General features: G+C 59.2%; 25 protein-coding genes. 9 read left to right on the top strand and 16 right to left on the bottom strand.

Annotated elements, in window-relative coordinates:
* The first annotated feature begins 1 nt into the window (after position 1).
* The gene (locus UB23_RS24225) at positions 2-427 is read left to right on the top strand and encodes a DUF2069 domain-containing protein (RefSeq protein WP_045061784.1); all 426 of its coding nucleotides are present in this window, start codon (positions 2-4) and stop codon (positions 425-427) included.
* A 99-nt stretch (positions 428-526) separates the two neighbouring features.
* Here UB23_RS24225 and UB23_RS24230 read toward each other — a convergent pair whose 3' ends face one another.
* Together UB23_RS24230 and ttcA are read right to left on the bottom strand one after the other, a co-directional pair.
* Positions 527-1,201: a DNA-3-methyladenine glycosylase I gene (locus UB23_RS24230; protein ID WP_045061785.1), complete on the bottom strand. Its 675-nt coding sequence runs from the start codon at positions 1,199-1,201 to the stop codon at positions 527-529.
* Between the two features lie 41 nt (positions 1,202-1,242).
* A complete protein-coding gene (gene ttcA, locus UB23_RS24235) occupies positions 1,243-2,067 on the bottom strand; it encodes a tRNA 2-thiocytidine(32) synthetase TtcA (RefSeq protein WP_045061786.1) in 825 nt (274 codons plus the stop codon).
* A gap of 270 nt (positions 2,068-2,337) precedes the next feature.
* Here ttcA and UB23_RS24240 point away from each other — a divergent pair, with 270 nt between their 5' ends.
* Positions 2,338-2,940 carry a Yip1 family protein gene (locus UB23_RS24240; RefSeq protein ID WP_045061787.1) on the top strand — a complete coding sequence of 201 codons (603 nt, stop codon included), beginning with the start codon at positions 2,338-2,340 and terminating at the stop codon, positions 2,938-2,940.
* Between the two features lie 149 nt (positions 2,941-3,089).
* Entirely contained in the window at positions 3,090-3,584 is a 495-nt protein-coding gene (locus UB23_RS24245; RefSeq protein ID WP_045061788.1) for a SprT family zinc-dependent metalloprotease, read from the top strand.
* Between the two features lie 175 nt (positions 3,585-3,759).
* Here the strand turns inward: UB23_RS24245 and UB23_RS24250 are convergent, their stop codons facing one another.
* Together UB23_RS24250 and UB23_RS24255 are read right to left on the bottom strand one after the other, a co-directional pair.
* Positions 3,760-4,941: a CaiB/BaiF CoA transferase family protein gene (locus tag UB23_RS24250; protein ID WP_045061789.1), complete on the bottom strand. Its 1,182-nt coding sequence runs from the start codon at positions 4,939-4,941 to the stop codon at positions 3,760-3,762.
* A 142-nt stretch (positions 4,942-5,083) separates the two neighbouring features.
* Positions 5,084-6,418, bottom strand: a complete 1,335-nt coding sequence (locus UB23_RS24255) for a dicarboxylate/amino acid:cation symporter (RefSeq protein WP_045061790.1) — start codon at positions 6,416-6,418, stop codon at positions 5,084-5,086.
* 339 nt (positions 6,419-6,757) lie between these two features.
* On the opposite strand from UB23_RS24255, the gene UB23_RS24260 reads away from it, so the two are divergent.
* Positions 6,758-7,756, top strand: coding sequence for an AraC family transcriptional regulator (locus tag UB23_RS24260; RefSeq protein ID WP_045061791.1), 999 nt, complete (start codon positions 6,758-6,760; stop codon positions 7,754-7,756).
* Between the two features lie 5 nt (positions 7,757-7,761).
* Here the strand turns inward: UB23_RS24260 and UB23_RS24265 are convergent, their stop codons facing one another.
* The 3 genes from UB23_RS24265 to UB23_RS24275 form a co-directional block, all read right to left on the bottom strand.
* On the bottom strand, positions 7,762-9,108 hold the full coding sequence (locus tag UB23_RS24265; protein ID WP_045061792.1) for an ATP-binding protein: 1,347 nt from the start codon (positions 9,106-9,108) through the stop codon (positions 7,762-7,764).
* A complete protein-coding gene (locus UB23_RS24270; protein WP_045061793.1) occupies positions 9,105-9,782 on the bottom strand; it encodes a response regulator transcription factor in 678 nt (225 codons plus the stop codon). The genes UB23_RS24265 and UB23_RS24270 overlap by 4 nt, the downstream gene beginning before the upstream one ends.
* A gap of 123 nt (positions 9,783-9,905) precedes the next feature.
* Positions 9,906-10,502, bottom strand: a complete 597-nt coding sequence (locus tag UB23_RS24275; RefSeq protein WP_045061794.1) for a membrane protein — start codon at positions 10,500-10,502, stop codon at positions 9,906-9,908.
* 148 nt (positions 10,503-10,650) lie between these two features.
* Between UB23_RS24275 and UB23_RS24280 the strand changes: the two genes are divergently transcribed.
* Complete coding sequence (locus UB23_RS24280) at positions 10,651-11,442, top strand: dienelactone hydrolase family protein (RefSeq protein WP_045061795.1); 792 nt, start codon at positions 10,651-10,653, stop codon at positions 11,440-11,442.
* A 108-nt stretch (positions 11,443-11,550) separates the two neighbouring features.
* Positions 11,551-12,276 (top strand): 4'-phosphopantetheinyl transferase family protein, encoded by a 726-nt coding sequence (locus UB23_RS24285; RefSeq protein WP_201777876.1) that lies wholly within the window; start codon positions 11,551-11,553, stop codon positions 12,274-12,276.
* Positions 12,277-12,331: 55 nt separating this feature from the next.
* Here the strand turns inward: UB23_RS24285 and UB23_RS24290 are convergent, their stop codons facing one another.
* From UB23_RS24290 to UB23_RS24300, 3 genes are all read right to left on the bottom strand, one after another.
* Positions 12,332-13,942 (bottom strand): ATP-binding protein, encoded by a 1,611-nt coding sequence (locus UB23_RS24290; RefSeq protein WP_045061797.1) that lies wholly within the window; start codon positions 13,940-13,942, stop codon positions 12,332-12,334.
* Positions 13,939-14,652 carry a response regulator gene (locus UB23_RS24295; protein WP_045061798.1) on the bottom strand — a complete coding sequence of 238 codons (714 nt, stop codon included), beginning with the start codon at positions 14,650-14,652 and terminating at the stop codon, positions 13,939-13,941. The genes UB23_RS24290 and UB23_RS24295 overlap by 4 nt, the downstream gene beginning before the upstream one ends.
* A 330-nt stretch (positions 14,653-14,982) precedes the next feature.
* Positions 14,983-15,246 (bottom strand): hypothetical protein, encoded by a 264-nt coding sequence (locus UB23_RS24300; RefSeq protein ID WP_045061799.1) that lies wholly within the window; start codon positions 15,244-15,246, stop codon positions 14,983-14,985.
* Positions 15,247-15,388: 142 nt separating this feature from the next.
* Here UB23_RS24300 and UB23_RS24305 point away from each other — a divergent pair, with 142 nt between their 5' ends.
* Positions 15,389-18,283: a ribonucleoside-diphosphate reductase subunit alpha gene (locus tag UB23_RS24305; RefSeq protein WP_045061800.1), complete on the top strand. Its 2,895-nt coding sequence runs from the start codon at positions 15,389-15,391 to the stop codon at positions 18,281-18,283.
* A 265-nt stretch (positions 18,284-18,548) separates the two neighbouring features.
* On the opposite strand, the gene flgE is transcribed toward UB23_RS24305, so the two are convergent.
* The 6 genes from flgE to UB23_RS24335 all read right to left on the bottom strand — a co-directional run bounded on the left by flgE (position 18,549) and on the right by UB23_RS24335 (position 23,644).
* Positions 18,549-19,871: a flagellar hook protein FlgE gene (flgE, locus tag UB23_RS24310; RefSeq protein ID WP_045061801.1), complete on the bottom strand. Its 1,323-nt coding sequence runs from the start codon at positions 19,869-19,871 to the stop codon at positions 18,549-18,551.
* A gap of 31 nt (positions 19,872-19,902) precedes the next feature.
* On the bottom strand, positions 19,903-20,628 hold the full coding sequence (gene flgD, locus UB23_RS24315; protein WP_045061802.1) for a flagellar hook assembly protein FlgD: 726 nt from the start codon (positions 20,626-20,628) through the stop codon (positions 19,903-19,905).
* A gap of 15 nt (positions 20,629-20,643) precedes the next feature.
* Complete coding sequence (gene flgC / locus UB23_RS24320) at positions 20,644-21,087, bottom strand: flagellar basal body rod protein FlgC (RefSeq protein WP_045061803.1); 444 nt, start codon at positions 21,085-21,087, stop codon at positions 20,644-20,646.
* Positions 21,088-21,090: 3 nt separating this feature from the next.
* Positions 21,091-21,498, bottom strand: a complete 408-nt coding sequence (gene flgB / locus UB23_RS24325; protein ID WP_045061804.1) for a flagellar basal body rod protein FlgB — start codon at positions 21,496-21,498, stop codon at positions 21,091-21,093.
* A gap of 339 nt (positions 21,499-21,837) precedes the next feature.
* On the bottom strand, positions 21,838-22,665 hold the full coding sequence (gene cheR, locus UB23_RS24330; RefSeq protein WP_045061805.1) for a protein-glutamate O-methyltransferase CheR: 828 nt from the start codon (positions 22,663-22,665) through the stop codon (positions 21,838-21,840).
* Between the two features lie 46 nt (positions 22,666-22,711).
* Positions 22,712-23,644 (bottom strand): chemotaxis protein CheV, encoded by a 933-nt coding sequence (locus tag UB23_RS24335; RefSeq protein WP_045061806.1) that lies wholly within the window; start codon positions 23,642-23,644, stop codon positions 22,712-22,714.
* An 84-nt stretch (positions 23,645-23,728) separates the two neighbouring features.
* On the opposite strand from UB23_RS24335, the gene flgA reads away from it, so the two are divergent.
* Both flgA and flgM read left to right on the top strand, forming a co-directional pair.
* A complete protein-coding gene (gene flgA / locus UB23_RS24340) occupies positions 23,729-24,490 on the top strand; it encodes a flagellar basal body P-ring formation chaperone FlgA (protein ID WP_045061807.1) in 762 nt (253 codons plus the stop codon).
* 177 nt (positions 24,491-24,667) lie between these two features.
* The gene (gene flgM / locus UB23_RS24345) at positions 24,668-24,994 is read left to right on the top strand and encodes a flagellar biosynthesis anti-sigma factor FlgM (protein ID WP_045061808.1); all 327 of its coding nucleotides are present in this window, start codon (positions 24,668-24,670) and stop codon (positions 24,992-24,994) included.
* The last annotated feature ends 47 nt before the right edge of the window (positions 24,995-25,041 follow it).

Here is a 25,041-nt window from a genome sequence, read left to right on the forward strand (position 1 = left end):
CGTGGCGAAAAAGCCGAAGGTATTGCCGTCCATTGAATGGCTCGAACCGCGGGTTCGGGCCATGCGAGTGATCAGCCTGCTGTGCTATCTGGGGCTGGTGGGCTTGCTGTGCGTTTATTACCTGCTGATCGCCGACCTGCATGGCGCGCGACCGTGGGTAATCCTGCTGATCGAGCTGGTGCCGCTGTTGCTGCTGGCACCAGGGATGATCCTGGGCAGCGCCCGCGGGCATTCGTGGATGTGTTTTGTGGTGAACCTGTATTTCATCAAGGGCGCACTGGCGGCCTATGACCCGAACCGGCAATTGTTTGGCCTGTTGGAGATGGGCGCGAGCGTGGCGGTGTTCTGCTCGGCACTGATGTATGTGCGGTGGCGGTTTCAGCTCAATCGCAAGTTGGCGGGTGAAGGTGACATCTCCGTCGCCTGATAGATCGCCTTCGCGGGCAAGCCCGTTCCCACAGGGGATTTGTGCACAACCCCAATCCCCGGCGGGAGCGGGCTTGCTCGCGAAGGGTTCAACTCGCTCTCAATGATTCACGGTATATGCCAGCATCATCGAAATCTGGCTCATCGCCCGCCCGCCACTCTGCTCATGCCACTGGTTGAACACATCCTGCACCAGGGCCAGGTCGCGCTGGCTGGTCGGGACCTTGTCGACGATCTTTTGCGCATTCAATCCCGCCACCACGTCATAGCTCGGCACGAACGTGTCCTTGCCGACCATCCGCAGGAATCTCGGCGCCGACAGCCCGCCCAACTGATGGCCACGCTTTTTCAGGAAGGTCCACAGCCCGACGATATCGGTCACCGGCCAATCGGCAATCATCGCCCCGAAACTGCCCTGCTCGTGGGCGACATCGAGGATGAACTGCGCGTTGCGCGGCACGCTCTTGAGTTTGCCCAAATGCCGGATGATCCGCGCATCCTGCATCAGGCGCTCCAGATGTTCGGCACTCATCAGCACGACTTTTTCCGGGTCGAACCTGAAGAACACTTCCTCGAAGACCGGCCATTTGGCGTCCACCAGACTGTGCTTGAGCCCGGCGCGGAAAACGCGCAAGGCCATGGTGGACAGGTAACGATCATCACTGATCTTGCGCAACTGCGCAGGTGACTTGGGAACGGGCAGATGGGCTTCCAGTTCAGCTGCCGAACCGAAGCGGTTCAGGCAGTATTCGTGTAGCCACTTGTAATCGCGCATGCCCTCTCCTGAGGATTAAAAAAGTAAAACCGGTGTTTTGATCAGAGGTTGACAACGTTGACGAACCGCGACGCGGCGGCTTCATCGATCTTGAGACTGGTGAAGTCGAACAAGGTGCGATCGGCCAGCTGTGACGGGATCACATTCTGCAAGCTGCGGAAAATGCTCTCGGTGCGTCCCGGGGTCTTGCGCTCCCACTCCAGCAGCATGTCCTTGACCACCTGACGCTGCAGGTTCTCCTGAGAACCACAGAGGTTGCACGGAATGATCGGGAATTGCTTGAAGTCCGAATAAGCCTGGATGTCCTTTTCGTTGCAATACGCCAGCGGGCGAATCACCACGTTGCGGCCATCATCGGCGCGCAATTTTGGCGGCATGGCCTTGAGCGAGCCATTGAAGAACATGTTCAGGAAAAACGTTTCGACAATGTCGTCGCGGTGATGACCGAGGGCCATCTTGGTCGCGCCAATTTCATCGGCAAAGGTGTACAGCGTGCCACGGCGCAAGCGCGAGCACAGCGAGCAAGTGGTCTTGCCTTCCGGGATCAGTTCCTTGACCACCGAATAAGTGTCTTTCTCGACGATGTGATACTCGACGCCCAACTCCTTCAAGTAGGCCGGCAGGACATGCTCGGGGAAACCCGGCTGCTTCTGGTCCATGTTCACGGCGACGATGTTGAACCTGATCGGAGCCACCTTCTGCAAATGCAGCAGCACATCGAGCATGGTGTAACTGTCCTTGCCGCCGGACAGGCACACCATCACCTTATCGCCATCTTCGATCATGTTGAAATCGGCGACAGCTTCACCCGCCTGGCGGCGAAGGCGCTTCTGCAGTTTGTTCTGGTTGACGGTAAGAGTGCCCATGACGCGAAATCCGTGAGGTGTGACGAAAGGCGAGCATTTTACGCAAAAAGCCGATCTCGGCGTAATACCCCGGCCAACACACAAACCCATCGCGATTAAGTCGGGCATTTACAGCGCAATTTGCTCTAAGCCCTATCACCTCTACGGTTAAGTCCTTCCTATACTGCGACATAAGGTCGCATGACTATCCAGACCTATCCCTTACTTGGCCACCTTGGCCCGTAGGCGCTCCACCGGGGGGCGATGGTAAAAACAAGAGGAGTGACTGGCATGATCCATCACGTAGTGGGGCTCTTCACCCACCCTGACCAAGAATGGAAAGAGATCCGTGGCGACCAGGAGGAAAGCATCAGCCACATGTATCTCACACACACCCTGATTCTCGCGGCGATTCCGGCCGTGTCGGCGTTTATTGGCACCACCCAGGTGGGTTGGGTCATCGGCAACCGGGCACCCGTGATGCTGACCCAGGAAAGCGCGCTGTGGATGACCATCATGTCTTACCTGGCGATGCTTGGCGGCGTGGCCGTGATGGGCGCGTTCGTGCACTGGATGGCTCGCACCTATGATGCCAACCCGAGCCTGGCCCGCTGTGTTGCCTTCGCGACCTATACCGCAACGCCGCTGTTCATTGGCGGCCTGGCGGCGCTGTATCCGCACATGTGGCTGGGAATGGTCGTCGGCACCGCAGCCATTTGCTACACCGTGTACCTGTTGTATGTCGGCCTGCCGACCTTCATGAACATTCCATCGGACGAAGGTTTCCTGTTTTCGAGTTCTGTACTGGCCGTAGGGTTGGTGGTGCTCGTGGCCATCATGGCGTTCACGGTGATTGTTTGGGGACTGGGCGTGGGGCCCGTCTATACCAACTGACTTCTTATAAAAAATATCTGCCAATACAGGCCGCCGTAAGGCGGCCTCTTAATGTCCGGGATTTGATCGGCCACGACCATTCGGCGCCCGGACGATTCGCAACCACCCGGGGTTGCGGCATACTCGACGTCTCTGGAGACCCATCAAGCATGCCCGAGCAACTCAATACCCGCGTCGAAGATTGCTACCAACTCGCTGAATCCTTCTTTAAACGTTCATTCAAACGCCCTGTGGTGAGCCTCAAGCTGCGCGGGCAGAAAGCCGGTGTCGCGCATTTGCACGAGAACCTGCTGCGCTTCAACCCGCAGCTGTATCGGGAAAATACCGACGATTTCCTCAAGCAGACCGTGGCTCACGAAGTGGCGCACCTGATTGCCCATCAACTGTTCGGCGACCGCATCCAGCCCCATGGCGAAGAGTGGCAGCTGATCATGCGCGGGGTTTACGAACTGCCGCCCAACCGCTGCCACACCTATGACGTCAAACGACGCAGTGTCACCCGCTATATCTACAAATGCCCGTGCGCCGACAGTGACTTCCCGTTTTCTGCCCAGCGTCACGGCCTGGTGAGGCAGGGCCGCCGGTATCTGTGCCGCCGGTGCCGCAACACCTTGGTGTTCAGTGGGGAGATGCGGGTCGAGTAGTACCTTTTTTTTGCAGTGACAGTGCCGGCCCCATCGTGAGCAAGCTTTGCTTCCACAGGGCAATGGCTAAGTGAAGGCTATCCTGTGGAAGCAAACTTGCTTTCACAGGGCAATGGATGAGTGAAGGCTTTGCCTGTGGGAGCAAAGCTTGCTCGCGATGCCGTGCTCAAGGCCGCTACAGAACCACCTTGGCACGCCGTAAGTCCAGGATCCGCTCGGCGCTGAACCCCAACTCCCGCAACACCTCATCCGTATGTGCCCCCAGCTGCGCACCGATATGCCTGGGCTCCGGCAAGCCTTCAGAGAACTTCAGCGCACAGGCGATCTGCGCCTGGGTCGTGCCATCTCCGCGGGGCACCTGCGTAACCACCTGGCGCGCTTGCAGTTGCGGATGCCGCACCGCCTCACCCAGGCTCAATACCGGCTCGACGCATGCATCGAGCTCGGCAAACAGCGCGCTCAATTCGGCAAAGTCGTGTTTCTCGAATTCAATCCTCAACGCGTCCTTGAGCTTTTTCTGATGCTCCGGTTGTGGTGACAGCGCCAGTTTAGCCATGTCTTCCAGGCCCAACGCCGTACACAACTGCTTCATGAACGCAGGCTCCAGGCTCCCCACCGACAACCAGCGCCCGTCGCGAGACCTGTAGTAATCGTAGAAACTGCCACCATTGAGTACCTGGTTTTCCCGCGCAGGCTCCTCACCACAGGCCAGGAAACCCGCACCAGACATGGCATTCAGGGTGAACGCGCAATCGGTCATGCTGACATCGAGGTATTGCCCCAGCCCCGTCTGCTGGCGCGCAATCACCGCAGCCAGCAGGCCGATCACACCATGCAGCGAGCCTCCCGCGATGTCGGCCACCTGCATGCCCAGTGGCAATGGCCCACTGTCGGCCCGGCCGGTATGGCTGGCCAGCCCCGCCAGCGCCAGGTAATTGATGTCGTGGCCGGCGCGATCCTTGTAGGGGCCGGTCTGGCCGTAACCAGTGATCGATACATAAATCAGCCTGGGGTTGATTGCCTTGAGGGCTTCATAACCCAGGCCCAAGCGCTCCATGACCCCAGGGCGAAACTGCTCGAGCAGGATGTCGTGGTCGTGCAGCAACTGCCTGATGACTTCCAGGGCTTCAGGCTGCTTGAGGTCCAGCGCCAGGCTGCGCTTGTTGCGATTGAGATAAGCATGGCTCGCCGACACACCCTGGTCGTGGGGTGGCAACACCCGGAGCAGGTCCATGCGAGTCGGCGACTCGATGCGCAACACGTGCGCCCCCATGTCCGCCAGCAACAGCGAGGCGAACGGCCCGGGTAACAGCGTCGAAAAATCCAGGATCTTCAGTGAAGCCAGTGGCCCGAACATGAGTAACCTCCAATGCGTTCCCCCAAGCCTAGGCAGACGATGGCATTGCAGCAATTACCGGATGCATCAGTCGCAGTGACCGTTGCGCTCAAATCCCAACCATGAAAAACCCGCCGAAGCGGGTTTTGTCAAAACAGCAGTCTTATTTGACGTTGCTTGGGGTCGGACCTTCGGCTACGCCCAGGTCGTCCTCTTCACGCTCTTCGGCAATACCACGACCGCCGGAAGCCAGTTCGGCTTGCATGACATCGACGTCCAGTTCCTTGACCCACTTGGCCACGACCAGGGTCGCAACGGCGTTGCCCACCAGGTTGGTCAGGGCTCGGGCTTCAGACATGAAGCGGTCGATACCAAGGATCAGCGCCAGGCCGGCAACTGGCAGGTGGCCAACGGCGGACAAGGTCGCGGCCAGCACAATGAAACCGCTCCCGGTCACGCCGGCAGCCCCTTTGGAGGACAGCAGCAACACCACCAGCAGGGTGATCTGGTGAGTGATGTCCATGTGGGTATCGGTTGCCTGGGCAATGAACACCGCAGCCATGGTCAGGTAGATGGCTGTACCGTCGAGGTTGAACGAGTAGCCGGTCGGGATCACCAGACCTACCACGGATTTCTTAGCGCCCAGACGTTCCATCTTGATCAGCATGCGCGGCAGTACCGATTCCGAAGAAGAAGTACCCAGCACGATCAGCAGTTCTTCACGGATGTAGCGAATCACTTTCAGCACGCTGAAGCCGTGGGCGCGGGCGATACCGCCCAATACGATCAGGATGAACAGCAGGCAGGTGATGTAGAAGCAGGCCATCAGTTGACCCAGCTGCACCAGCGAGCCAACGCCGTAGGCACCGATGGTGAATGCCATCGCACCGAAGGCACCGATGGGCGCAAGCTTCATGATCATGTTGATGATGTTGAACATGACATGGGCAAAGCGATCAATGAAGTCCAGCAGCGGCTTGCCGTAGGCACCCAGGCGATGCAGGGCGAAACCGAAGATCACCGAGAACATCAGCACTTGCAGGATGTCGCCGGTGGCGAACGCACCCACGATGGTGGACGGGATCACATTCAGCAGGAAGCCAACGACGCTTTGATCAGCACCAGCCGCCACATACTGGGCGACTTTGGACGCATCCAGAGTGCTCACATCAATGTGCATGCCGTTGCCTGGCTGCACGATGTTCACCACCACCAGGCCAACCAGCAGGGCGATGGTCGAAACGATTTCGAAATAGAGCAGCGCGTAACCGCCAGTCTTGCCGACCGACTTCATGTTCTGCATGCCAGCAATACCGCTGACGACGGTGCAGAAGATGATGGGGGCAATGATCATTTTGATCAGTTTGATGAACCCGTCACCCAGCGGCTTGAGGGCTACGCCGGTCTGCGGATAGAAGTGACCGAGCAGGATGCCGATGGCGATGGCAACGATCACCTGGAAATACAGGGATTTGTACAGTGGCTGACGAGTCGTCATTGCAAAGTTCCTCAAGAGTGCCCGCGAACAACATCCATCTGTTGTCCCTGACACCTGAATTGCGAACCCTCCTGCACTGGAGGGATTTGTTTTTTCGAGCTGCGCGATGGCAGACATCTACCCGTTACATCGCAAGGCCCGTGCCACCTTTATAAAACTGCCTGCAAGCCGTTGGACATCAAGCCTTGCAAGTTTTTCAGCATCCCCGGGGCGCCGGGCGCAAGTGGCGGATTTCCGCCCATCAGCCCGATGACGTCCGGTAAATTGGCGGATATCCGCCTTGTTGAGACGCCAGTCTCGTGTCTACTATCCGCCGTTCAACGGACGGACTTTCACTCTATGCGCGAACGCACCATCGCCAGCCACTTCGCCCGCGCCGCCCTCGGTGGTGCTCGCCGAAGCGGGTACGATTATTCAGGCCTGCTCCAGCAACTGGGCATTAGTCCCGAGCTGCTTGAGGAGCCCCGTGCGCGGATTGCTCCAGAGCAATTTACCCGACTGCTCCAGGGACTATGGGCAGCGCTGGATGACGAATTTCTCGGTTTCGGGCCAACAGTCAGTCGGCCCGGCAGCTTCGCGATGATGTGTCACGCCCTGATCCACTGCCGTAATCTGGATAAGGCCCTGCATCGCGGCTTATTGTTTTATAGCCTATTCCCCGACGGCCCGCGCCTGACCATCAGCCGCGAGGGCGAAATGATCCGCCTCAGCCTGGACGATTCGCAGTTCCGTGATCCGGACCACTTCCTCACCGAAAGCCAGCTGATGGTCTGGCATCGACTGGGTAGCTGGCTGATTGGCCAGCGCATCCTGCTGGAACAGGCGACATTCAGCTATGCGCGTCCCGAACACGGCGCCGAATATGACCTGCTGTTCTCCTGCCCCCTCGAATTTGCCGCCAGGCAGAGCAGCCTGGTGTTCCACAGCCGTTACCTGGATAGGCCGCTGTTGCAGGACGAGCGCACCCTCAAGCACTTTCTGCAGCGCTCGCCTGCCGACCTGCTGGCACGCCCCGACGATGGCAACAGCTTGAGCAGCCGGCTGAGACGACTGCTCAGTCGGGACAGTTCGCGCTGGCCTGACCTGGAAGCAGTGGCCGCGCACCTGAACATCAGCCCGCAGACCCTGCGCAGGCATTTGCGCGAGGAAGGTACAAGTTTTCAGGGGTTGAAGGATCAACTGCGCCGGGACATCGCGATTTACCACCTGAGCCGCTCAGACCTGTCGTTGCAACAGATCGCCGAACAACTGGGATTCTCCGAGCCCTCGGCGTTCCACCGGGCGTTCAAGAAATGGACCGGATTGACGCCGGGAGCCTATCGGGCGCAGGAAAACTGAGCACTCTAGAGCACCGGAAAATGAATCCGGAACGCCGCCCCACCCATGGGCGAGTCGTCGAGGGTCAGCTTCGCGCTGTAGCTTTCGATGATGTCCTTGACCACGGCCAGGCCGATCCCCTGCCCCGGATGCTGACGATCCAGACGCTCGCCACGCCGCAGAATTCGCGCACGCTGGTCCGAAGGCACACCGGGACCGTCATCCTCGACGCACAATTCGATGCCCTCTGCGGTGTCGCGCATACTGACTCGCACCTTACCCAGGCACAGGCGATAGGCGTTCTCCAGCAGGTTGCCCAACATTTCCAGCAGCGCCCCCTGTTCTATTGGCACATAGCAAGGCTCTGGCAGGTCAAAGGACACCTGCACACGCTTGTCGCGATACACCTTGTCCAACGTGTCACACAGGCTTTGCAATACCGGGCGCAAGAGCACCTGATGGCGTACCAGACCACTCTTGCGCAGGCTGGCCCGTTGTAACTGGTAGCTGATCTGCTGGCTCATGCGCTCAATCTGGGTTTGCAGCACCCAGGCCTGTTCGCGATTTTCAGGACGCTGCGCCATGTCTTCGCTGACTCCCTGAAGAACAGTCAGGGGCGTTTTCAGGCTATGGGCCAGGTCATCGAGGGAATCACGGTAGCGACTGCGTTGCTCACGTTCACCGTGCAGCAAACGGTTGAGGGAGCCGGTCAGACGCAGCAGTTCACGGGGATGTTGCTCACTCAGGCTTTCACGGGTTCCGCCTTCGATTTCGTCCAGTTCCTGGCTCAGCCGGCGCAACGCGCGCAAGCCCCAGGTCAGGCCGATCCACAGCAACGCCAGCAGCACCAGCAGTGCAGCGCCGAAGCCCAGGTAGAGATTTTCCCGCAGCCCGTCGAGGGTGAACTCGTACTCACGTACCGGCTGCAAAGCGACGATACTGAACGCCGCGCTCTGGCCGCCGAGCAACTTGACCTCGACGTCGTAGACGAAAAACTCCTGGCCATTGGCTTCGCGAATTCTGGCGAACTCGTTGCCGCGCCCGTCGTAACGGGGCGTGTAATTGATGTGTTCCTCCTGGGTACCGTTCGAGCGCCAGACCAGGTGACCATCGCGATCGTAGATGTAACCCAGCAGCCGGCCGTCAGTCAGGTTGAACCGCTCGTCAGGCAGTTGCTCCGGCATCTTCAGTCGGTTGTCTTCAACACGGGCGGCAGAGATCAACGTGGTGACGTCCGACGCCAGGCGCTGTTCGATGGAGTCTTGCAATGCCAGACTGAAAGCGCCCTGCATCGCCGGCAGTAACGCCAGCATGAACAACACTGCCAGGATCGTGGCAGCGAGCATCAAGCGCACACGTAGCGAACGAATCAAGTGCAGCGCTCGGTAAACAGGTAGCCGAGGCCACGGACGGTATCGATCGGTTTAAATCCGCCAGGCCCCTCGAGCTTGCGGCGCAGGCGTCCCACCAAGACTTCAATGACGTTCGGATCGCGCTCGTCATCATCAGGGTAGAGTTGCTCCATCAAGCGGTCCTTGGGTACCACCTGCTGATGGTGGCGCATCAAATACTCCAGGATGCGGTACTCATAGGCGGTCAGTGCCAACGGTTGATCATCCAGGCAGGCCTGCTTGCGATTGAGGTCGAGCAGCAACGGCCCAGCCACGATCGTTGACTGGGTAAAGCCACTGGAGCGGCGCAACAGGGCATTGAGCCGGGCGTCCAGCTCCTCGAACTGAAACGGCTTGACCACGTAATCGTCGGCGCCAGCGGCAAGGCCTTCGACTTTATCCTGCCAATTACCGCGGGCGGTCAGAATCAGGATGGGAAAGACCTTGCCCTGCGAACGCAACTGGCGAATAAGGTCGAGCCCGCCCATGCCTGGCAGCCCCAAGTCGATCACCGCGAGATCATGGTTGAATTGCTCGGCCTGGTAGAGGGCCTCTTCCGCATTGGCCACGGACTGCACCACATGACCACTGTCCGTGAGGCGGGTTTGCAGGTGATGGCGCAACAGCGCTTCATCTTCTACGACCAGCAATTTCATAACGCCCTCCCAGGCACACATCAACATCTGCCGAGGCACGACAGCGCACCTCTATGGTTAACACGGCGACGCCGCATCCCCCTGTTCAGGTTGATACGGCGCAAACCTTTCGCGATGTACCGCTTAGAAAGCGTAGTTCGCCGCCAGATACGTCTGGGCGCTGCTGGTCAAATCCACCGAGCCCTTCTTGCTACCGCCACGGCTCAATTCGGTGCTGGCATTGCTACGTAGATAACGGTAACCCAGTTCCAACGAGGTTTTTTGAGAAACCTGTTGCAAGATCCCCAACTGCCCTCCGATGGCATAGCCAATATTGCTGTCGCGGCTGAAGCCTCGTGTTTCCTGCGACAATTTGGCCAAACCGGCGGTGGCACCGCCAAACAGCTTGGTGCTACCGCCCACCGGGTAGAACACATCATAGCTACCCAAGAGGTTTTCCTGGCGCAGGTTCAGGCCGTCGTGGTTCATGTCCGACACGTTGTCGTATGTGGCGTAGTAGCGACCTTGGCTGTTTTGCTGACCGACGCGAACACCAAAAGTAGTGCTTTTGTCGATCGCGGCGGCGCTCGGGTGGTTGAAGTTGCTGTTCATGGCATGGGACTTTTTGATCTTGTCGCTGGTCTGTCCAAGAGTAAAGCTGACGAAGTTGTCATTGGCCATGGCAGCGGTACTCGCGCCCATAACGGTGATAGCCAGCAGCAATTTTTTGAATCCAGTCATTAGGTGTTTCCTTGTGTTGTCATGTGCTTGTTGGGTATGGGAGAAGATTACTCAGCTCGCCCTGAACTCACCCTGAACACCTTCTGAACCTGGGCTGAACCAGACAGAACCGACCTTTTTCGATGACTGACTTGCGGGAGATCCAACCATGCGCGCGTTTCTTGCCCTCGTATTAATCGCCTTGAGCGGACTCAGCCAGGCGGCCATCCAGACCCGGGAAATCCCCTACCAAAGCGCCGACGGCACCCGGCTCATCGGTTATTACGCCTACGACGACTCGATCAAGGGCCCGCGCCCGGGGGTTGTGGTGGTGCATGAATGGTGGGGACTCAACGACTACGCCAAACGCCGCGCCCGCGATCTGGCAGGCCTGGGATACAGCGCCCTGGCCATCGACATGTATGGCGATGGCAAGAACACCGAGCACCCCAAAGACGCCATGGCCTTCATGCAGGCCGCTCTCAAGGACAGCTCGACGGCGAGTGGGCGCTTTCAGGCCGGGCTTGACCTGTTGAAACAACAACCGCAGACCGACCCACAAAAACTCGCGGCCATCGGTTACTGCTTCGGTGGGGCGGTGGTGCTCAACGCCGCACGCCAGGGCGTGCCGTTAGCGGGTGTGGTGAGCTTCCATGGTGCGCTGGTAACCCAGACGCCGGCGTCACCCGGAACCGTGAAGGCGAAAATCCTGGTGGAGCACGGGGCATTGGACAGCATGGTCACTGCCGACAACGTCGCGGCATTCAAGACGGAAATGGACAAGGCCGGCGCGGACTACCGCTTCGTCAGCCTGGAAGGCGCCAAGCACGGCTTCAGCAATCCGGATGCCGACCGCCTCGGTCACGGGGAGCATGGCGGGCCGGATATCGGTTACAACAAGGCTGCCGATGAAAAATCCTGGGCGGACATGCAGGCCTTTCTCAAGACAATCTTTTCCTGACTGAAAGGTGAGAACGTCTGGGTGGCGAGGCAGCGTCCTTGTCACCCGGAGCAGCCAAAAGCTCTTCGACTCTACCCAGCCAGGAGGCAACCCGGCAAAATGCCTGACATGAACCATTCCCCCGCCCTGCCCGCCTGCTGCACGCCACTCGACGCTCATTGGCCACTGCCGTTTGCGCTGCCCGAAACTGTCCTGCTCAGCACTCACTTCGACAGTACGCTGCTGACCAACGATGACTTTGCACGCAGTGCCATCGCCGTGCCTGCCAGCATCCAGCGCTCGGTCGCCAAACGCCAGGCGGAGTTTCTCGCCGGGCGGGTGTGTGCCCGGGCGGCGTTGCAGCAACTGGAGGGGCTGGATTTCAGCCCGGCGATAGGTGAAGACCGGGCGCCGGTCTGGCCGGCGCACATCAGTGGTTCGATCACCCACAGCACCGGGCGTGCAGCAGCGATCGTCGCGAAAAAAGCCCACTGGCGCGGCCTGGGCATGGACTTGGAAAATATCCTGAACCCGGAGCGAGCCGAACGGCTGGCCGGGGAAATACTGACGGCACCTGAATTAAAGCGCATGGCGGCCGGTCGGCGCGAGCAGCTGGCGATGCTGGTGACGCTGACGTTCTCGGTAAAGGAAAGCCTGTTCAAGGCCTTGTATCCGATCGTGCAGCAGCGTTTTTACTTCGAGCATGCCGAAGTGCTCGAGTGGGACGAAGCCGGGGAGGTGAAATTGCGATTACTCACGGACCTGTCCAGCGAATGGCGTAACGGGGCCGAGCTGCAAGCGCAGTTTGCGGTGATGGACGGGCAGTTGTTGAGCCTGGTCAGTATCCAGGCCTGATGGTTTCAGTGCTCGAGAGGACCCCATCGCAAGCCAGCCCGCTCCCACAGGGGGCTCAACGCTTTTCCTGATGTCTCGGCCAGCTCAGACTGAAACAGGCGCCGCCCAGGCTCTTGCTCTTGCCGATCAGCGCACGGCCATCGTGCCAATGAATGATCCTCCGGACGATCGACAACCCCAACCCATGCCCACCCGAGGCCCGGGTGCGACTGTCGTCCAGGCGTAAAAACGGGGTGAAAATTCGTTCCCAGGCCACCTCTGGCACGCCGGGCCCGTCGTCCTCGACATCGATCCGGCAGCGCTGTTGCCCCACCTGATAGCTGACAGTCACCCTGGTCGTTGCGTGACGCATGGCGTTGCTCACCAGGTTCTGCAACGCCCGGTGCAGGTAACGCGGTTCGGCCTCGACCCAGGCGTCATCACAATCGGCGGCAGACAGGCACAGACCTCGTTGCACCGTGACACCGGCCCGCAGTGGCGCCAGCTCCTCGATGACCTGGCTGACCAGTGCATCCAGATCGATCCGCTGAAAATTCAAGGCCGGGGAACCCTGCTCGAGGCGCGCGTAGGTAAGCATTTCGTCCACCAGCTTATCGAGGTCCTCGATGTCGTGGTCCATGCCCTCGCAATACTTGTGCAGCGCTTGAGGCGTCGTGGCCGAGCCGATCATCTCCAGGCCAAAGCGCAGGCGCGCCACTGGCGTGCGTAACTCGTGGGACACCGCGCGCACCAGTTCACGCTGAATCGCCAGCAACTGCTGCAAGTGTTCGGCCATGCCATTGAAGGCCGACGCCAGGCGCCCTACCGAGTCCGCACCGCGGGCTGGCACCCGGGTTTCCAGGCTGCCCTTGGCGATGCGGGTGGCGGCGGCTTCCAGCCCGCGTAAGCGGCGCTCCAGCTGGCGCACCAGCAGGTAGACAATCAGCCCGATCAGGCTCAAGCCGAGGGCCGCGATCAGGACCAGCCACTGTGCAGGGTAAGGGTTCATCTGGTACAGCGGACCGATCTCCAGCACCCACGGGGTACCGACCATGCCGGCAAACACCCGGATCGAATCGCCCTCCTTGCCCAGCGCCATCACCGTGTCGCCCTCGGACACCCGCCGACTCTGGTCTTCGTCCATGTCCGCCTGATCAACAGTGACCAGACGCAAGTCGAAGCCAAAGCCCTTGTCTTCCTTGAGCTCGGCCAGGCGCCTGGGCTGCTCGGCCACCGGAACGCGCACCAGTTCGTCAGCCAGCAGGTAAATGGTCGCCCGGGCCAATTGCTCGCTGATCTGCTGCACCTCCCCGGTCAGCATCAACTGTTCCTTGTCACTGACCAGCCTGTAAACCCTCGCTGCGTGCGGCCCGGTCTGTTCCACCAGCGCCTGGCCGCGGAGCACGCGGGTACGCTGGGTTAGATCGAGGTCGGTCTGGGCAAACGTCTTCAGCGTGAGTGGAATGCCCAGCAGCCGCTCCCAGACCAGCAGCGCCCGGTGGCGCTCGGTCTGGTTCATCGGTTGCAGGTTGTCAGCCATCAGCGAGAATGTGCCATGGGCCAGGCGTTCACGGTATTGCTCGCTGCGCACCTCGTTAAGCAGGTGCAGGGCGAGCACGCCGAGTACCGCTACCAGGATCAGTGCTGCGCACATCCCGCCGTAGATTCGCAGGAAGATCGAGTTCACAGGGTGCAGGCTTCCGGAACGAACAGATAACCCTTGCTACGGATGGTTTTGATCAATCGCGGGTGGTCCGGGTCGTCGCCGATTTTCGGGCGGATACGCGAGATGCGCACGTCGATGGAGCGGTCCTGGCCGTCATAGCCGATGCCGCGCAGTGCGGTGAAGATCTCTTCCCGGGACAGAATGCGCCCGGCGTTGTCCACCAGCAGCCACAGCAGATCGAATTCGGCGCTGGTCAGTTCGATGCTGACATCACGCAGCCAGGCTTCGCGCAATGCGTTGTCCACCACCAGCGGACCGAATTGCAGGCGGCGTTGTTTTTCCGGGGCCACTTCCGGCCCTTCGCTGCGGCGCAACAACGCCTGGATACGCGCCAACAGCAGCCGCGGACGGACCGGTTTGCACACATAGTCATCAGCCCCCAGATCGAGGCCCAGAATCTGATCGGTGTCGTCGGTGCGGGCGGTCAGCATCAGGATCGGCCCGTCGTAGCGGTCGCGGACCTTGCGACAGATGCTCAAGCCGTCCTCGCCGGGAAGCATCAAGTCGAGAATCACCAGGTCAGGCTGTTCCTTGAGGATCCGCGCTGCGGCCAGGGCGCCATCGCCCTCGATCGAAACGCGCAGGCCGTTGGCTTCCAGGTAATCGCGGGTCAGTTCGGCCAGACGCTGATCGTCCTCCACAATCAATACCTGCCAGGCTTCTTGCTCCACGGTGACCTCTGCTTGCCGAAACGCTCATAAAGGAAGGCTCCCCCCGTCTTTTTGTAATGAATAGGGAGGAAAATAATGCGTGTGTACAGGCCGATTGTATAAACGGCGGCCACCGAGAACACAAGCTGGCAAATGCGTTCGGATATGACCATTTTTTGTGGTAGGGTTCGCGCCCTTAAAAAACCACCCGGCTGTTTTCGACCGGCAAAAAACCGTGACAAACGGTCTGATCCAGCAGGGTCGCGGGCTACGGGCGCGTTCCAGGTTTCACGCACAATATACGCACAGGTTTATCCACAGGTAGTACGTTGCAACACCCTCCAAAACGCACTATCTTGTAGCCCGACAGAAAAAAAACCCTACATGTAGGGTTTTGCAGAAAAAACCAAACACAAACCGGATATCAAATTCAAGCGCTTTAATCGCCTCTGTCTGGTTGATTTTTACGTATTTATGAAAGACCAGACCGTGCAAGCGGATGGCTACTGTTTTTGGGCCGAAATCGGCAAAAGCGGTACGGGTGTTGCAGTCGTCAACTGTCACCCAAATGGAATGCGGATCCAGGTTCAAGGCCTGGACCCAAGACTTCGGCATGGAAGCGGCGCCCCAATAGCCCCTTCCTGATCTGTCCCGAAGTTGTATGCCCGGCGGCTCGCCGGTTGTAGTGCTTCAGGACAGAACGGTGGGCACCGTGATGGTGCCCAAACAAACATAGAGAATGTGGAGACAACCCCCCATGCAAACCGACACAACTCGCGAGAACCCGCAGGGCTCCTTGCCGCAGGCCGCTGATTCGACTTCGGATCTGTCCGCGACCGCGCCTGGCCAGCTGCGCGTGATCAAGCGTAACGGCACTGTCGTTCCTTACACCGACGACAAGATCACCGTCGCGATCACCAAAGCGTTTCTCGCAGTTGAAGGCGGCACCGCTGCCGCTTCGTCGCGAATCCATGACACCGTTGCGCGCCTGACCGAACAGGTCACTGCAACCTTCAAGCGTCGCATGCCATCGGGCGGCACCATCCACATCGAAGAAATCCAGGACCAGGTCGAACTGGCCCTGATGCGTGCCGGCGAGCAGAAAGTGGCTCGCGACTACGTGATCTACCGCGACGGTCGTTCGAAAGAGCGCGCTGCCCACGCCCCTGCCGAACAATCGGTCAACGCTCACCCGTCGATCCGCATCACCCGCGCCGATGGCACCTTTGCGCCTCTGGACATGGGCCGCCTGAACACCATCGTCACCGAAGCGTGCGAAGGCCTGGAAGAAGTCGACGGCGACCTGATCCAGCGCGAAACCCTGAAGAACCTGTACGACGGCGTGGCCCTGACCGACGTCAACACCGCCCTGGTAATGACCGCCCGTACTCTGGTCGAGCGTGAGCCAAACTACTCGTTCGTCACCGCGCGCCTGCTGATGGACACCCTGCGTGCCGAAGGCCTGGGCTTCCTGGGCGTCGCCGACAGCGCGACCCACCATGAAATGGTCGACCTGTATGCGCAGGCCCTGCCTGCGTACATCACCAAGGGTATTGAATTTGAATTGCTGAACCCGATCCTGGCCACTTTCGACCTGGAAAAACTCGGCAAGGCGATCAACCACGAGCGCGACCAGCAGTTCACGTACCTGGGCCTGCAGACCCTGTACGACCGTTACTTCATCCACAAGGACGGTATCCGCTTCGAACTGCCGCAGATCTTCTTCATGCGCGTGGCCATGGGCCTGGCGATCGAAGAGAAGAACAAGGAAGATCGTGCGATCGAGTTCTACAACCTGCTGTCGTCCTTCGACTACATGTCGTCGACCCCGACGCTGTTCAACGCCGGTACCCTGCGTCCACAGCTGTCCAGCTGCTACCTGACCACCGTTCCGGACGACCTGTCGGGCATCTACCACGCGATCCACGACAACGCCATGTTGTCCAAGTTTGCCGGTGGCCTGGGCAACGACTGGACCCCGGTGCGTGCCTTGGGTTCGTACATCAAGGGCACCAACGGCAAGTCCCAGGGCGTTGTGCCGTTCCTGAAAGTGGTGAACGATACCGCCGTTGCCGTTAACCAGGGTGGCAAGCGCAAAGGCGCTGTATGTGCCTACCTGGAAACCTGGCACATGGACATCGAAGAGTTCATCGAGCTGCGCAAGAACACCGGTGATGATCGCCGTCGTACCCACGACATGAACACTGCCAACTGGATCCCTGACCTGTTCATGAAGCGTGTCTTCGATGACGGCAAATGGACCCTGTTCTCGCCATCCGAAGTGCCGGACCTGCACGACCTGACCGGCAAGGCCTTCGAAGAGCGTTACGAGTACTACGAAGCCCTCACCGAGTACCCAGGCAAGGTCAAGCTGTTCAAGACCATCCAGGCCAAAGACCTGTGGCGCAAAATGCTGTCCATGCTGTTCGAAACCGGTCACCCATGGCTGACCTTCAAGGACCCGTGCAACCTGCGCAGCCCGCAGCAGCACGTGGGCGTGGTCCACAGCTCGAACCTGTGCACCGAGATCACCTTGAACACCAACAAGGACGAGATCGCCGTTTGCAACCTGGGCTCGATCAACCTGCCGAACCACATCGTCAACGGCAAGCTGGACACCGCCAAGCTGGAACGTACCGTGAACACCGCCGTACGCATGCTCGATAACGTTATCGACATCAACTACTACTCGGTGCCACAAGCGAAGAACTCCAACTTCAAGCACCGTCCGGTCGGCCTGGGCATCATGGGCTTCCAGGATGCGCTGTACCTGCAGCACATTCCTTACGGTTCCGACGCGGCCGTCGAGTTCGCCGACAAGTCGATGGAAGCGGTCAGCTACTACGCGATCCAGGCTTCCTGCGACCTGGCAGACGAGCGCGGCGCCTACGAGACGTTCCAGGGTTCGCTGTGGTCCAAGGGCATCCTGCCGCTGGATTCGCAACAGATCCTGATCGAGCAACGTGGCCAGAAGTACATCGACGTGGACCTGAACGAATCCCTGGACTGGGCACCGGTTCGCGCCCGTGTACAGAAAGGCATTCGTAACTCCAACATCATGGCCATCGCACCGACCGCGACCATCGCCAACATCACTGGCGTTTCGCAGTCGATCGAACCGACCTACCAGAACCTCTACGTGAAATCGAACCTGTCGGGCGAATTCACCGTGATCAACCCGTACCTGGTTCGGGACCTGAAGGCTCGCGGTCTGTGGGACGCGGTCATGATCAACGACCTGAAGTACTACGACGGTTCGGTACAGCAGATCGAGCGCATCCCGCAAGAACTCAAAGAGCTCTATGCGACTGCCTTCGAAGTGGACACCAAGTGGATCGTTGACGCCGCCAGCCGTCGTCAGAAGTGGATCGACCAGGCTCAGTCGCTGAACCTGTACATCGCCGGCGCTTCGGGCAAGAAGCTGGACGTCACCTACCGCATGGCCTGGTACCGTGGTCTGAAAACCACTTACTACCTCCGTGCCCTGGCCGCCACCAGCACTGAGAAGTCGACCATCAACACCGGCAAGCTGAACGCTGTTTCCAGCGGCGGCAACCACGGTGACGATTCGGTCCTGGCAGCGCCAGCCGGCCCTGCTCCAGTGCCGAAGGCTTGCGCCATCGACGAGCCGGATTGCGAAGCTTGCCAATAAGCTGAGCCCGTAAGCGCTGAAAAGCGCTTACCTGAGAACCCCCGATCAGTCCTCTGGATTGCCGGGGGTTTTCTTTTGCCTCGTGTAAATGCTTAAAAGATCGCAGCCTCGTTGCACTCGGCAGCTCCTACATTGAAATGCGATTCACGCAGAAACTCTGTAGGAGCTGTCGAGTGCAACGAGGCTGCGATCCCTTGACCCACACCTGCCACCCACAACAAAAAAGCCCCTCTATAGAGAGGGGCTCCTGTCCAGCACTGCACCATCAAGTCATCTGAATAATGGTCTGCATCAAAGTGCTCTGGGTCGAGATGGTCTTCGCGTTCGCCTGATAGTTGCTCTGCGCCTTGATCAGGTCGACCAGCTCGTTGGTCACGTTGACGTTGGACTCTTCCAGCGAGTTGGAGCGGATCGTGCCCAGACTGCCGGTGTCCGGCGAATCGTAGCCCGCGATACCCGACGAGTAGGTCTCTTTCCAGCTGGTGCCACCTACCGCTTGCAAGCCTTGTTCGTTGGTGAAGCTCGCCAGAGAAATCTGACCGATCGGCTTGGTCTGGTAGTTGCTGAAGTTGGCCAGCAATACGCCGCTGCCGTCGATGGTCAGGTTGGTGATCTGGCCGGTGGCATAACCGTTCTGCACTGGAATTGAACGCGCAGTGTCGGCGTTGTACTGCGTGGTATTGCCCATGGCGATAGTCATGCCATCAGGGTTGGCGGCTGCGCCGTTGGCCGTCCAGACGCCGTCGGTGACGGTGCCCGGCACCCAGTTGGTCACCTTCAGATCATTGCCGAGGGTCGAGGTTGGCGGTGTGGTCGGCGGAGTCACGGGCGTGCTGATTTGGGTCAGCTTGCCGGCAGAGTCGAAACTCAGCGTCGAGGGCTGCGGAGTGGACAGGCTGCCGTCCATGTTGCGGCCATCGATCAGGGTGTAGTTGTCCCACGTGTTCGGACCGGTCTTGACCATGAATTGCTCCATGACGTGGGAATTGCCCTGGCTGTCGTAAATCGGCGTGTTGAATTTCTTGCTGTAGGTTTCGGCCTTGGTCGGGTCGAACTTGTTCGTGGCAATCGTTTGGTCGATCACCTTGTCCGTGGAGTTCAGGTTGATCGTGGACGAGATCGCGTCGGTGGTCTTCGGCGCCAGGTTGGACGTGTCGATGCGCAGATCAGTCAACATACCGTTCTGGATCTTGCCATTGGCATCCACGCCATAGCCCTGCAGGCGCGCAGTGCCGTCGGTGTTGGTAACGTAGCCTTCGCTGTCGACCTTGAACGTGCCGGCGCGGGTGTAGGACAGCGAACCGCTGTCGTTCAACACGAAGAAACCGGAGCCGTTGATGCCCATGTCCAGCACGTTGCCGGTGTTGGTGATATCACCCTGGGTGAATTGCTGCGACACGTTGGCCAGGCGTACACCGCTGCCTACGGTCTTGCTTCCGGAACCCAGCTTGCTCGCCGAGTAGACATCTTCAAATTCCGCACGGGACGACTTGAAACCTGTGGTCGCGACGTTGGCGATGTTGTTGCCGGTGACGTCCAGTTGTTTGTTGGCTGCAAAGAGACCGCTAAGGCCGATATTGAAAGACATGGTTCACTCCTTTATGCCGGGTTAGTCGGCTTTACATACCAATAGTTTGTACTTTGGACAGGGCGATGCTGCCCAGGCCCGCCAGGTTGAGCATCAACTCGCCACCGGTCTGGCTGATGGTCACGCTGTTGACGGTGGCCGGCAGGTTGGTGACCAGGGAAACCGCCTGACTGTCGATGGTGGCTGATGCTGCAAAAGTGTAAGTACCCGATTCGACCGTCTTGCCGGCGTTGTCCTTGCCGTCCCAGATGAAGCTCGCGTTGCCGGCTACCTGGCTGCCCATGTCGATGGTGCGCACGACCGTGCCGTCCTTGTCGGTAATCTTCAGCGTGGCGGCCGGCACGGACGTCGGAATGGCCACGGTGCCCGTCATGCTCTTGGAGGTATCAACCACGGCCTTGTCGCCCGGGGCAATCACCGAACGACCCACCAGCGACGAGGCCTGCAGCGCCTGGGACGAGTTGTAGTTGCCGGCAATGCCACTCACGGTGTCGTTAAGCGTAGTGATGCCTTCCAGGCTGCTAAACTGCGCCAACTGAGCGACGAACTCGCCGTTGTCCTGAGGCTCGAGCGGGTTCTGGTTCTTCAGCTGGGTGACCAGCAATTGCAGGAACGCATCTTTGCCCAGGGCCTTCTTGCCGGCGGCACTGCCGGTGGCCGAAGCCAGGCCATCACTGGTGGTGGAGGTGTTCTTGACGGAGGAGTTGGCCAGAATGTCGTTGAGGCTCAAGCTGCTTGTCGTATCGGTAACACTCATCTGAGTTGCCCCTTATCACTGACCGAGCGTCAGGACCTTCTGCATCATGGTTTTGGCGGTGTTCATCATTTCGGCGTTGGTCTGGAACGAACGACTCGCGGAAATCATGTCGGCCATTTCCTCCACCACGTTGACGTTCGGGTAGTAGACGTAGCCCTTGGCGTCAGCAGACGGATGGTTGGGTTCGTAGCGGGCTTCCAGATTGCTCTGGTCCTCGACCACGCCCAGCACCTGCACGCCCTGACCGGCCCCGTCCTGGTTCTGGAACAATGAATCGCTGCCGCCGCTCTGCGCACCCTGGAACATGGTGGCGAATACCGGGTGCCGTGCGCGGTAGGTCTGGTCCAGGCTGGACGACACGGTCTCGGCGTTGGCGATGTTACTGGCGACGGTGTTCAGGCGAGTGGTCTGGGCACTCATGCCGCTACCGGCAATGTTGAAAACACTGGACAGGGACATGATTTATTCTCCTCGCAAGGCTGAAATCAGCCCTTTGAATTTGCTGTTGAGCAGGGTGAAACTGGCCTGGAAGTTGACCGAGTTCTGCGCGTAGTTCGACTGTTCGAGCTGGGCGTCCACGGTGTTCTGGTCAATCGATGGCTGCATCGGCGTGCGGTACAACAGCGACTCGTCGCCGCTGCCCAGGCCTTGGGCCTCGATATGCCGGCTGTTGGTCATGTTCAGCGCAAATCCGCCGCCCTTGGTTTTCTCGCTCTGCTCGGCGAGCACTTTGGAGAAGTCCAGGTCCCGCGCCTTGTAGTTCGGGGTGTCGGCGTTGGCGATGTTGTTGGCCAGGACTTCGGCACGCTGGGCGCGGAAGTTCAACGCCTGTTCGTGGATACCGAGCGCTTTATCGAAGCTGATGCTCATGTCGGGAAACCTTCGGGTGACCGGATTTTCGTAGGATGGACATAGCAAGCGGCGTGCCAATTGAAAAAACCCCGTAAACCGGGGCTTTGCGGGCACGGGCCCCTGTGGCAACGACAGAAAAGCGGCAACGGGTTTCCGCTGCCTGCCGCTTTTCTGCCGCTTGTTCCAGTTAGACATCTCCTGTAGGAGCTGCCGAAGGCTGCGATCTTTTGATCTTGATCTGAAAAAACAGGATCAAAAGATCGCAGCCTTCGGCAGCTCCTACGTGATGCAAAGCGCCAGGCATAAAAAAAGGGAGTCCTTGAGGACTCCCGTTTTCTTTATGCCTGGCGCTTTGCATCACTTCGCCTGGTAAATAATCCCCGGGCTGCACTGAACCATCTGGTAGTGATCCGGCAAACCATTGAGTGCCTCGGAAGCGCCCAGGAACAAATACCCACCCGGTTTCAACGTACTGTGGATCCGCAGCAGAATGTCCTTCTTAACCTCAGCGGAAAAGTAGATCAGCACATTGCGACAGAACACGATGTCGAACTTGCCCAGCGCCGCGTAGCTGTCCAGCAGGTTGAACGAGCGAAACTCCACGCGGCTTTTGATCGGCGCCTTGATGGCCCAGCGCCCCGGCCCTTTCGGGTCGAAATAGCGCTGCAAACGTTCCGGCGACAGGCCGCGACCGATGGCCAGGCTGTCGTATTCGCCCGTCTTGCAGTTGGTCAGCATGGTGCCGGAAAGGTCGGTGGCAACGATCTGCACCCCCATCTTCAACTGACCCAGGTTGACCCGCTCGAACTCATCGATCGACATCGACAACGAGTACGGTTCCTGCCCCGACGAACAGGCAGCCGACCAGATCCGCAGGCGCTGACCAGGAGCGGCTTTGATCGCTTCCGGCAGCACCTTGTTCTTCAGCACTTCAAACGGATAAGTGTCACGAAACCACAAGGTTTCGTTGGTCGTCATGGCATCGACCACCATCTCGCGCAGACCACTGCGCGGTTGGGTCTGGATGCGCTGGACCAGCTCCCCCAGGGACTTGATGCCTTGCTGCTCCATCAGTTTGTTGAGGCGGCTGGACACCAGGTATTGCTTGTTTTCACCGAGCAAAATGCCACAGGCTTTTTCCAGGAATACCCGGAACTGTTCGAAATCCAAATTACCCGTAGACAATGGTGCCGCCTCTTAACTCGTATTGATCGCCAGGAGCAAAAGGCCCCTAGCTGATATCTGCTGCTTTGATCCGGTCGACTACCCGGGATGCCAGGTCATCAGGACGGAATTTGGCCAGGAAGTCATCGGCACCGACTTTCTTGACCATCGCCTGATTGAACACACCCGACAACGAAGTATGCAGGATGATATGAAGCTTTTGCATGCGTGGGTCGCTGCGGATCTCGGCGGTCAGGGTATAGCCGTCCATTTCCGGCATCTCGATGTCGGAAATCATCATCAGAAACTCTTCTTCCGGCTTCTTCCCTTCGTCCACCAGCTTGCGCAGGTAATCCAGGGCCTGCCGACCGTCGTTCAACGCCACGACTTCCACACCGACCGTCTGTAGACAACGCGATACCTGCTTGCGTGCCACGGACGAGTCATCAACCGTCAGCACCCGCAAAGACAGGGCCTTGTGCTGGGTCTCGACGTCCACCACACCAACGGAAATCGCTTCCGGCGTGGGTGCCACTTCCGCCAGCACTTTCTCCACGTCGATGATTTCGACCAACTGATTGTCGACCCGGGTCACAGCCGTCAGGTAATGATCGCGGCCGGTGCCCTTGGGTGGCGGATGGATCTCCTCCCAGTTCATGTTGACGATTCGCTCCACCGAGCGCACCAGGAACCCCTGGGTCTTGGTGTTGTACTCCGTGATGATCACGAAGGGATTGCTTTGATCCAGCAACCGACCGGCACCGGTCGCCATCGCCAAATCGAGAATCGGAATGGTTGCCCCCCGAATACTCGCTACACCGCACACGACAGGATTGGATTTGGGCATCACGGTCAGCTTGGGGCATTGCAGCACCTCACGAACCTTGAATACGTTGATCCCATAGAGCTGCTGGCCGTCGAGACGGAACAACAACAGCTCCAGGCGATTCTGCCCTACCAGTTGCGTGCGCTGGTTTACCGAATCCATTACACCAGCCATGCCCAGACCCCCTAACACCAACGCTTAAGTGTGTTGCGACGCACATTCATTGCTAAACGGCACGGCGCTTGCTTTTTAACTCTTATGAGCACAGAACCGACATTTTTCCGACGCCTGACCGCACATTTGCACACATTGCTGTGCGCGACGGCGGCTGCCTGCCTGTTTAACGCTGGCAGCCCTGCCCTTGCCGACTCGGTTACCTTGCCTGACATGCTTATCGGCGTGACCCAGGGTTTTCTTGAATTCACCGTAGAAGACTATTTGGCGACCAGTCAGACCGAGGGTCGATATGAAATCGAAGTCAACCAACTCGACCCGCGCCTTCGCATGCCGATGTGCGACAGGGAATTGACAGCCAGCCTTGAAAGCCCGGCCAGGCCCTTGGGGCGTGTCACGGTCAAAGTTCGTTGCGAAGGCGCCTCTCCGTGGACGGTTTTCGTGCCGGCGCAGGTCCGCCTGTTTCGCGAAGTCGTCACCGCCACTCGGCCGCTGCGACGCCTCGGGGTCATCGAACCTGAAGACGTCATGTTGCGCGAGCGCGACATCAGCCTGATCAGCCAGGGCTACCTGACGTCCCTGGACCAGGCGATCGGACAGAAGTTGACCCGACCAATGGTCGCCGATCAGCTGGTCACCCTGGTGAACATCGAACAGGCGGAAGTCATCAGCAAGGGTGACCAGGTGGTGATCACCGCCCGCAGCGGCACGCTCAGCGTACGCATGCCCGGCGAGGCGCTGTCCAATGGCGGGTTGCGCGATCAGATCCGCGTGAAAAACCTCAATTCCCAGCGAGTCATCAAGGCGCAAGTGATCGCGCCCGGCCAGGTGGAAGTCGCCATGTAGAGGCCGGGCCTGGCAAGCAGCCGCTTGAAGAGATGGCGCACCCTGCGACTGTTCCCTAAACTAGGGCGTGCAGGGGCCAGCGCTGACGCGCGCAAGCTCATTGATAAATGGGCCTAAAGTTTTCTCGGGTATGGCCGAAAACATGGCAAGCGTCCAAATACCCAGAGGTTTTTTATCATGGTCATCGATTTCAACTCATCGAACAGCGCTCTGCCACTAAAGGGCAGTACACGTACCAGTGCCAGCAAGGAAGCGGCTGAAAATGCCAAGGCTGCGCCGCTGAATACCCCGGCACCGGAAGCCACTACCGTGAAAAGCGGAGAATCGGTACATTTCAGTAATGAGGCCCAGCAGTTGCAGAAGGTCACTGACAAGCTGCGCGATCAGCCTGAAGTCGACAAAGCCCGCGTGGCCGAGTTGAAAGCAGCGATTGCCGATGGCAGCTATAAAGTCGACAGCAAAAGCGTAGCCAGCAAACTGATCAACTTCGAACACCAGCGCTAGGCTCCGGTCTGCGCCAGGCTTTTGGACGCTTAAAACCCAAGGCTAGC

Origin of the sequence: Pseudomonas sp. ES3-33 (assembly GCF_000952175.1) — a bacterium.
In the GTDB taxonomy this organism is placed as follows: Bacteria; Pseudomonadota; Gammaproteobacteria; order Pseudomonadales; family Pseudomonadaceae; genus Aquipseudomonas; species Aquipseudomonas gregormendelii.

Bases quoted from the DNA above. Each gene is read 5' to 3' on its own strand.
- UB23_RS24230 (WP_045061785.1), bottom strand. From the start codon at position 1,201: ATGCGCGATTACAAGTGGCTACACGAATACTGCCTGAACCGCTTCGGT.
- ttcA (WP_045061786.1), bottom strand. From the start codon at position 2,067: ATGGGCACTCTTACCGTCAACCAGAACAAACTGCAGAAGCGCCTTCGC.
- UB23_RS24240 (WP_045061787.1), top strand. From the start codon at position 2,338: ATGATCCATCACGTAGTGGGGCTCTTCACCCACCCTGACCAAGAATGG.
- UB23_RS24245 (WP_045061788.1), top strand. From the start codon at position 3,090: ATGCCCGAGCAACTCAATACCCGCGTCGAAGATTGCTACCAACTCGCT.
- UB23_RS24250 (WP_045061789.1), bottom strand. From the start codon at position 4,941: ATGTTCGGGCCACTGGCTTCACTGAAGATCCTGGATTTTTCGACGCTG.
- UB23_RS24255 (WP_045061790.1), bottom strand. From the start codon at position 6,418: ATGACGACTCGTCAGCCACTGTACAAATCCCTGTATTTCCAGGTGATC.
- UB23_RS24260 (WP_045061791.1), top strand. From the start codon at position 6,758: ATGCGCGAACGCACCATCGCCAGCCACTTCGCCCGCGCCGCCCTCGGT.
- UB23_RS24270 (WP_045061793.1), bottom strand. From the start codon at position 9,782: ATGAAATTGCTGGTCGTAGAAGATGAAGCGCTGTTGCGCCATCACCTG.
- UB23_RS24275 (WP_045061794.1), bottom strand. From the start codon at position 10,502: ATGACTGGATTCAAAAAATTGCTGCTGGCTATCACCGTTATGGGCGCG.
- UB23_RS24280 (WP_045061795.1), top strand. From the start codon at position 10,651: ATGCGCGCGTTTCTTGCCCTCGTATTAATCGCCTTGAGCGGACTCAGC.
- UB23_RS24285 (WP_201777876.1), top strand. From the start codon at position 11,551: ATGAACCATTCCCCCGCCCTGCCCGCCTGCTGCACGCCACTCGACGCT.
- UB23_RS24300 (WP_045061799.1), bottom strand. From the start codon at position 15,246: ATGCCGAAGTCTTGGGTCCAGGCCTTGAACCTGGATCCGCATTCCATT.
- UB23_RS24305 (WP_045061800.1), top strand. From the start codon at position 15,389: ATGCAAACCGACACAACTCGCGAGAACCCGCAGGGCTCCTTGCCGCAG.
- flgE (WP_045061801.1), bottom strand. From the start codon at position 19,871: ATGTCTTTCAATATCGGCCTTAGCGGTCTCTTTGCAGCCAACAAACAA.
- flgD (WP_045061802.1), bottom strand. From the start codon at position 20,628: ATGAGTGTTACCGATACGACAAGCAGCTTGAGCCTCAACGACATTCTG.
- flgC (WP_045061803.1), bottom strand. From the start codon at position 21,087: ATGTCCCTGTCCAGTGTTTTCAACATTGCCGGTAGCGGCATGAGTGCC.
- flgB (WP_045061804.1), bottom strand. From the start codon at position 21,498: ATGAGCATCAGCTTCGATAAAGCGCTCGGTATCCACGAACAGGCGTTG.
- UB23_RS24335 (WP_045061806.1), bottom strand. From the start codon at position 23,644: ATGGCTGGTGTAATGGATTCGGTAAACCAGCGCACGCAACTGGTAGGG.
- flgA (WP_045061807.1), top strand. From the start codon at position 23,729: ATGAGCACAGAACCGACATTTTTCCGACGCCTGACCGCACATTTGCAC.
- flgM (WP_045061808.1), top strand. From the start codon at position 24,668: ATGGTCATCGATTTCAACTCATCGAACAGCGCTCTGCCACTAAAGGGC.